This window comes from Trinickia sp. (assembly GCF_051953955.1).
GTDB lineage: Bacteria > Pseudomonadota > Gammaproteobacteria > Burkholderiales > Burkholderiaceae > Trinickia.
This window is the reverse complement of the sequence record NZ_JBQCIF010000113.1, coordinates 92,053-98,137: the sequence shown is the minus strand read 5'-3', so window position 1 is coordinate 98,137 and position 6,085 is coordinate 92,053. Positions and strand designations below refer to the sequence as shown.

At 66.6% G+C, this 6,085-nt stretch carries 5 protein-coding genes and 1 pseudogene; 4 read left to right on the top strand and 2 right to left on the bottom strand.

What is annotated here, in order from left to right; translation table 11 throughout:
* Positions 1 to 171 precede the first annotated feature (171 nt).
* Positions 172 to 1,713, top strand: a complete 1,542-nt coding sequence (gene amaB, locus ACTHNZ_RS21115) for an L-piperidine-6-carboxylate dehydrogenase (RefSeq protein ID WP_440544529.1) — start codon at positions 172 to 174, stop codon at positions 1,711 to 1,713.
* Between the two features lie 122 nt (positions 1,714 to 1,835).
* On the opposite strand, the gene ACTHNZ_RS21110 is transcribed toward amaB, so the two are convergent.
* Positions 1,836 to 2,690 (bottom strand): helix-turn-helix domain-containing protein, encoded by an 855-nt coding sequence (locus ACTHNZ_RS21110; RefSeq protein WP_440544528.1) that lies wholly within the window; start codon positions 2,688 to 2,690, stop codon positions 1,836 to 1,838.
* A 296-nt stretch (positions 2,691 to 2,986) separates the two neighbouring features.
* Here ACTHNZ_RS21110 and lhpI point away from each other — a divergent pair, with 296 nt between their 5' ends.
* The 3 genes from lhpI to ACTHNZ_RS21095 are packed head-to-tail and all read left to right on the top strand — an operon-like array spanning position 2,987 to position 5,512.
* On the top strand, positions 2,987 to 3,913 hold the full coding sequence (gene lhpI, locus ACTHNZ_RS21105) for a bifunctional Delta(1)-pyrroline-2-carboxylate/Delta(1)-piperideine-2-carboxylate reductase (protein WP_440544527.1): 927 nt from the start codon (positions 2,987 to 2,989) through the stop codon (positions 3,911 to 3,913).
* A 48-nt stretch (positions 3,914 to 3,961) separates the two neighbouring features.
* On the top strand, positions 3,962 to 4,843 hold the full coding sequence (gcvA, locus tag ACTHNZ_RS21100; protein ID WP_440544526.1) for a transcriptional regulator GcvA: 882 nt from the start codon (positions 3,962 to 3,964) through the stop codon (positions 4,841 to 4,843).
* A gap of 3 nt (positions 4,844 to 4,846) precedes the next feature.
* On the top strand, positions 4,847 to 5,512 hold the full coding sequence (locus ACTHNZ_RS21095) for a DNA-3-methyladenine glycosylase (protein ID WP_440544525.1): 666 nt from the start codon (positions 4,847 to 4,849) through the stop codon (positions 5,510 to 5,512).
* 54 nt (positions 5,513 to 5,566) lie between these two features.
* On the opposite strand, the pseudogene ACTHNZ_RS21090 reads toward ACTHNZ_RS21095, so the two are convergent.
* Positions 5,567 to 6,040, bottom strand: a pseudogene (locus tag ACTHNZ_RS21090) (acyl-homoserine-lactone synthase); the annotation flags it as partial.
* Positions 6,041 to 6,085: the final 45 nt, after the last annotated feature.

The following is a 6,085-nucleotide window of genomic DNA, read 5'->3' as shown; positions in this document are numbered from 1 at the left end:
CAAAGCCAGATCAATTTTGATGAAGCACCGCAGCGACGCGCTTTGCAGACATAAGCCCGCCTTCGCCGAGAGCGGAATATGATTTGACGCGCGTGCCGGTCAGGCCGATTAAAGGCATCTGTTTATGTGGTTCGCCACGATACCTGCATAGCCCTGCTCTCGGAGAACGCCATGTCGGTTTCAACGAAGCTCGATCTGTCCGGCGAAGTCGAGAGGCTGCTCACTGAACTCGGCGTGAGCCGGCCCCGCTACCGGGATGGTGCACTCAAGGTGCATACCCCCATCACCGGCGAAATCATCGCAGAGGTCCGGGCAACAAGCACCAACGAGGCTGCCGCGGCCATCGAAGCCGCGCATGCCGCGTTTGGCGTCTGGCGGCTGGTGCCGGCGCCGAAGCGCGGTGAGCTGGTCCGGCTGCTTGGCGAAGAATTGCGCGAGAGCAAGGACGCCCTGGGCCGGCTGGTTTCGATCGAGGTGGGCAAGATCGTCTCGGAGGGACTGGGCGAGGTTCAGGAGATGATCGACATCTGCGATTTCGCGGTCGGCCTGTCGCGCCAGCTCTACGGTCTGACGATCGCGTCCGAGCGCCCGGGGCACCGCATGATGGAAACGTGGCATCCGCTCGGCGTGTGCGGCGTGATCTCGGCGTTCAACTTCCCGGTTGCGGTGTGGGCATGGAATGCCGCGCTGGCCCTCGTGTGCGGCGATCCGATCGTTTGGAAGCCCTCCGAGAAAACGCCGCTCACGGCCGTCGCGTGCCATGCGCTCTTCGCGCAAGCCGTTCGCGAATTCGATAAGACGCACCCCGGCGTCGCGCCGGAGGGACTGGTGCAGTTGATCATCGGCGGCCGCGACGTGGGCGAGGCGTTGACGCGTTCGCACAAGGTGCCGCTCGTCAGCGCCACGGGCAGCGTGCGCATGGGCATCGAAGTCGCGCAGACGTTGAGCCTGCGCCTCGCACGCAGCATCCTCGAGCTCGGCGGCAACAACGGCATGATCGTCGCGCCCAGCGCCGATCTCGACCTCGTCGTGCGGGCCGTCACGTTCGCGGCGGTCGGCACGGCCGGTCAGCGCTGCACGACGCTGCGCCGGCTGATCGTGCATCGCAGCGTGGCGGACGCGTTGCTGCCGCGGCTCGAGAAGGCTTTCGCATCGGTCAAGGTGGGCGATCCGCTCGAGGCCGATACGCTCGTCGGCCCGCTGATCGACCGCGGCTCGTTCGATGCGATGCAAACCGCGTTGAGAGAGGCCCGCAAGGACGGCGGCCAAGTGATGGGCGGCGAGCGCGTCGACGTGGGCCACGACGGCGCGTATTACGTGCGTCCGGCGATCGTGCGCATGCCGGCTCAGACGGCTGTCGTCGAGCGCGAGACGTTCGCGCCGATTCTCTACGTGCTCGTCTACGACGATTTCGAGCAAGCGCTTGCCGTGCACAACGCCGTGCCTCAAGGACTCTCTTCGGCGATTTTCACGAACGACATGCGCGAAGCCGAGCAGTTCATGTCGGCGGCCGGTAGCGATTGCGGCATCGTCAACGTCAACATCGGCACGAGCGGCGCCGAGATCGGCGGGGCGTTCGGGGGTGAGAAGGAAACGGGCGGCGGCCGAGAATCGGGCTCCGACGCATGGAAGAGCTACATGCGGCGCGCGACGAACACTATCAACTACAGCCGCGAGCTGCCGCTTGCGCAAGGCGTGAAATTCGACGTTTGAACTCGGTCTCGTCGGCCCCGGGGGCGGCGCGGCGATCGGCACGCCATTGCGCCGCGCCTATGCCCTGCCTATGCCTATGCCCAGCGCGCAAGGTAGCTCGCGCGCGCGGTCCGATTGCGTCTTTACGCGCGGCCGAGTCGTTTGGACAGATCGGCGACGAGAATCGCCAAGCGCGCCGGCTTTTCGTAGCAGGCGACATCGAACCGGCGAATGACTTCGCTGATCTCGGACTCGCTCGCTTTGCCGGTCAGCAGGTCGCCCGTGAGCAGGAAGATGGGGGCATCGGGCCGGGCCGAGCGGCGGACCGCTTCGATCGCCGCTGCCGCCGTATGACCGTCGAAAAGCCAGTCGGTGACGACGGCGTCAAACGTTTGCGTCTGCAGTGCGTCGGCAAACGCGGCGAGGCGATCGTAAGCGCTGGCCGCGAAGCCGTTTTGCGCGAGGTAGTCGCACAGTGCCTCGGCAGCCGCTCGATCGACGTCCACGACAGCGACCGCCGGCCGGCCGGCTTCGCCGCGGCGCGGATGGATCTCGATCTTCAGCACTTCGTGCGCGTGCTCGCCGGGGGCACCGTCGCACCGCACGATGCGCCAGCGCTCGCCTTCGCCATACGCGACGAACTCGGCCCGCTCATAGGGGCCGAGCGGCTCGCCGATCCAGGCGACGCAGGTTCCTTCGAACGCGCCCATGTTGAGCATCGCTTCGCGCGGCTGCGGGCCAGGAGCACCGAGCCCGTTTTCTTGTGCGGCGAACAGTTGCGTGGGCGCCTCGCCGAACGCTTCGGCTACTTTGCGGATTTGCGCGAGCGTCCACGGGCTGCTCCCGCGCAATTTGCGGTGTCCTTGCGAAAAGCTCAGATCGAGGATTCGGCACAGCTCGGTGGTTTGCTGTCGCTTGCCGATGCCATGACGAACCATCAGTGCGCGCACGCGGTCGGCAACGGCGAGTGAGTCCGCTAAGGTGGCTTCTGTGGTCATGCTGCTTCTGGGCGCTGCGGCGTCAAGGCGGTCACGGATCGAGAATGGCCGTGGCGCATTGCTACGCCGCAGCGGTAAAAGTAACGAGGCGGGCGTATTTTAACGGGCAACGCGCTCGCGTACCCGCGTCAAATATGTATCGACAGGTTACGTTCGTTACCGGTGGTCAACGAGCGGCTGTGCGGCAATCGGCAAATGCCTGATGCCGCCCGCGCCGTGCACTGCCTTATCCTTACCCCATCGGCCTCGCGGCGATTTCGCGGCCCCCAGAGGCGGCCCGTACTGGAGGAAACCCTATGACGATGCAGTTTTTCGATGCCGAGGCGACCGCGCGCTTGACGCCTTTTCCGGCGCTCGTCGATGCGCTTGCACAGGCGTCTGTCGAAGCGGCCCGTGGCGAGATTGCGAGCCCCGCGCGGCTCGTGGTGCCGCTCAATCAGGAGGGCGTCATGCTCGCGATGCCGGCCGCGGCGCGCGACCTCGCCATCCATAAGCTCGTGAACGTATGTCCCGCGAACCGCGAACGCGGGATTCCTACGATCCACGGCCACGTGAGCGTGTGCGATCCCGATACCGGCGAGGGGCTCTTCGCGCTCGATGGGCCGACCGTCACGGGCCGGCGTACCGCAGCCGTGACGCTGCTCGCGATGCGCACGTTCTTGCGTGCTGCGCCGAAGGCGGTTCTTCTGATCGGCACGGGCACGCAAGCCGCCTATCACGCTCGGGCGTTGGCTGCGATCTATCCGGAGGCGCGCGTGCTGGTGCGCGGCAGCGCGCCGGCGCGCGCGGAAGCGTTCTGCGCGGATCATGGCAAGGACATGCCGATGAGCGCGGACGAGGGCGGCGCGATTCCCGATTTCGTCGATGCCGTCGTGGCGCTTACGACGAGCCGCGTGCCCGTCTACGACGAGGCCGCCCGGCTGGAGCGGCTCGTGATCGGCGTGGGCGCATTCACGCCCGAGATGGCCGAAATCGGGCCGCGCACGCTCGCGGGCAGTACGCTCTATGTGGACGATCTGGCCGGCGCTCCTCATGAAGCGGGGGATTTCATTCAAGCGGGCGTCGATTGGGCGCGCGTTGCCGGGCTGGGCGACGTATTGGCCGCGCAGGGAGCGGCTCGCCCCGGCGTGCTTGCCGATGCGGCACCCGTCGTGTTCAAGAGCGTCGGCTGCGCAGCGTGGGATTTGGCCGCTTGCCGAGTCGCACGCGCGCACACGCGTTGACGCGGCGAGCGTTTCTCGCAACGACGGAACGAAGAGGAACCGACGAAGATGCGTCGACTGCCGCCGCTCAATGCCTTGCAAGTGTTCGAGACCGTTGCGCGCCATCGCAGCTTCACGCGCGCGGCCGAGGAACTATGCGTGACGCAAGGTGCCGTGAGCCGGCAGATCCTGGCGCTCGAGGATTACTACCGGTTCGCCCTGTTCAAACGCCATCCGCGCGGGCTGACGCTGACGCCCGAAGGCGAGACGCTGTTGCCCGCGGTGAAAGAGAGCTTCGCCCGTATCGAGGAGGTCTCGTTGCGCCTGACGCGCAAGCAAACGGACCTCGCGCTCAAGGTCCCCACGTGCGTCATGCGATGGGTGCTGCCGAGAATCATGAAATTTCAGAGCGAGCACCCCGATTTGGAATTGAGAATCACCACGACGTGGCGGCACGACGTCGACTTCGACGTCGAACCGTTCGATGCCGCGATCGTCTATGGTTCGGCGCCGGGGCCCGGCGTGCGCGCGTTGACGCTGTTCGACGAACGCTTGATGCCCGTGTGCTCGCCGCAGTTGCTCGCGGATAAGCCGCTCGCGTGCGTGGCCGATTTGGCGCGCCATACGCTGCTGCACCCGACGCGCGACCACCGGGACTGGAAGCTGTGGCTCGCGCGCGCGGGCGGCGAGGATGTCGACGCCGACGTCGGCCCGAGCTTCGATACGCTGGATCTGGCGACGAACGCGGCGATGCAGGGATTCGGCGTCGCGCTCGGCGACGCAACCCTTGCCGCCGAGGACATCGCCGCCAAGCGGCTCGTCACGCCGCTCGATTGCGTCGTCGAAAGCGGAGCGCGTTACTACTTGGTCTGCCCGGACAGCGCCACCCAGGTGCGCAAGGTGGAGCAGTTCTGGGCATGGCTGGCCTCTCACCGTGACGAGACCTCGTAGACGATGCGGCCTGCCCAAGAGGATGCCGGCGCCTATCCCATCGTGCCTTTGGTGCGGGAGGAACTTCCCGTGGACACCGTCGAGCTCGCACGCTTCATGATCGGCAAATGCCTCGTGCACGATACCGGACAGGGCCGGGTAAGCGGCCGGATCGTCGAGACCGAAGCCTATCCGATCGGCGACTCGACCGGCTATGCTTATCCCGGACTGCGCGCCCACAACGCCCCGTTGTTCAGTGCCCCGGGCCATGCTTACGTGCGGCTCGTCTACGGCGTGTCCTATACGCTCAATATGTCGGCCGAGGCTGAAGGCGAGGGGGCCGCCGTGCTGCTTCGCGCCGTGGAGCCGCTCGACGGCGTGCCGCTCATGCAAAGCCGGCGACCCGGTGCCAAGCATGCCGATCTCGCGCGCGGGCCCGGGCGGCTATGCGCGGCGTTCGCCATCGGTCCCGAACAGGACGGTGCCGACTTATGCGGCGGCTCGCTTTGGATAGGGCGCCTAAACGGGCTAAACGGGCTAAACGCCGCCGACGCTCCGTCCGGCGCTCGCGTCGCGGCTACCAAGCGCATCGGCTTGTCGCGCGAGACGCACGCGTTGCTGCGCTTTTACGAGCCCGGCAGCGCCTTCGTCAGCGGCCCCAAGCGGCTGCTCGAACCTATCGGACGCTGAAGCGCTCGCCTGTTCGCTGCCGAACAGCGCCGCGTGGGTCTGCGCTCCGAGATCGATCGAAAGCGCGACGGCGTTGACCTTGCCGATGCGCATCGGCGGCCCGAAACGGCGCGTTGCGATGCCGGCGCGCACGAGCAGCCGCTCGAGTGCCGTGGTGGTGACGGTGACGTAGCTCGTGATGTTGCGCCCGTCGGCGAACGTCACGATGGCGCGCATCGCCTCGAGCGTCAATTCGCCGAGCCCGAACCCGGCGCGTGCGGGGGAGACGACGGCAAAGCGGCTCAGTTCCCAGATGCGGGGCGAGGCCGGTGCCGCCTGTCCGTGAAGCAGCGGAGCAAACGTGTCGCGCAACATGTACGGCCCTTGTGTCGGCAGGAGCCGCCAGCAGCCGCACATTGCGTCCGACTCGTCGCGCACCAGCATGTAGTACGGCGACAGCGCGTCGTAATCGTCGATTTCCATCCCGGATCGCACGGCAACGTCCCATCCCAGGCGCTCGCCGAAAATCCTTGCGCGCAACCGGTACATTTGCGTCAGTGTGTCGACGTCGAAACCGCCTTGTTGACCGATCAC

What these genes read in the sequence shown, in the direction of transcription:
- ACTHNZ_RS21110 (WP_440544528.1), bottom strand. Translation starts at nt 2,690, where the DNA reads ATGACCACAGAAGCCACCTTAGCGGACTCACTCGCCGTTGCCGACCGC.
- ACTHNZ_RS21095 (WP_440544525.1), top strand. Translation starts at nt 4,847, where the DNA reads ATGCGGCCTGCCCAAGAGGATGCCGGCGCCTATCCCATCGTGCCTTTG.
- lhpI (WP_440544527.1), top strand. Translation starts at nt 2,987, where the DNA reads ATGACGATGCAGTTTTTCGATGCCGAGGCGACCGCGCGCTTGACGCCT.
- gcvA (WP_440544526.1), top strand. Translation starts at nt 3,962, where the DNA reads ATGCGTCGACTGCCGCCGCTCAATGCCTTGCAAGTGTTCGAGACCGTT.
- amaB (WP_440544529.1), top strand. Translation starts at nt 172, where the DNA reads ATGTCGGTTTCAACGAAGCTCGATCTGTCCGGCGAAGTCGAGAGGCTG.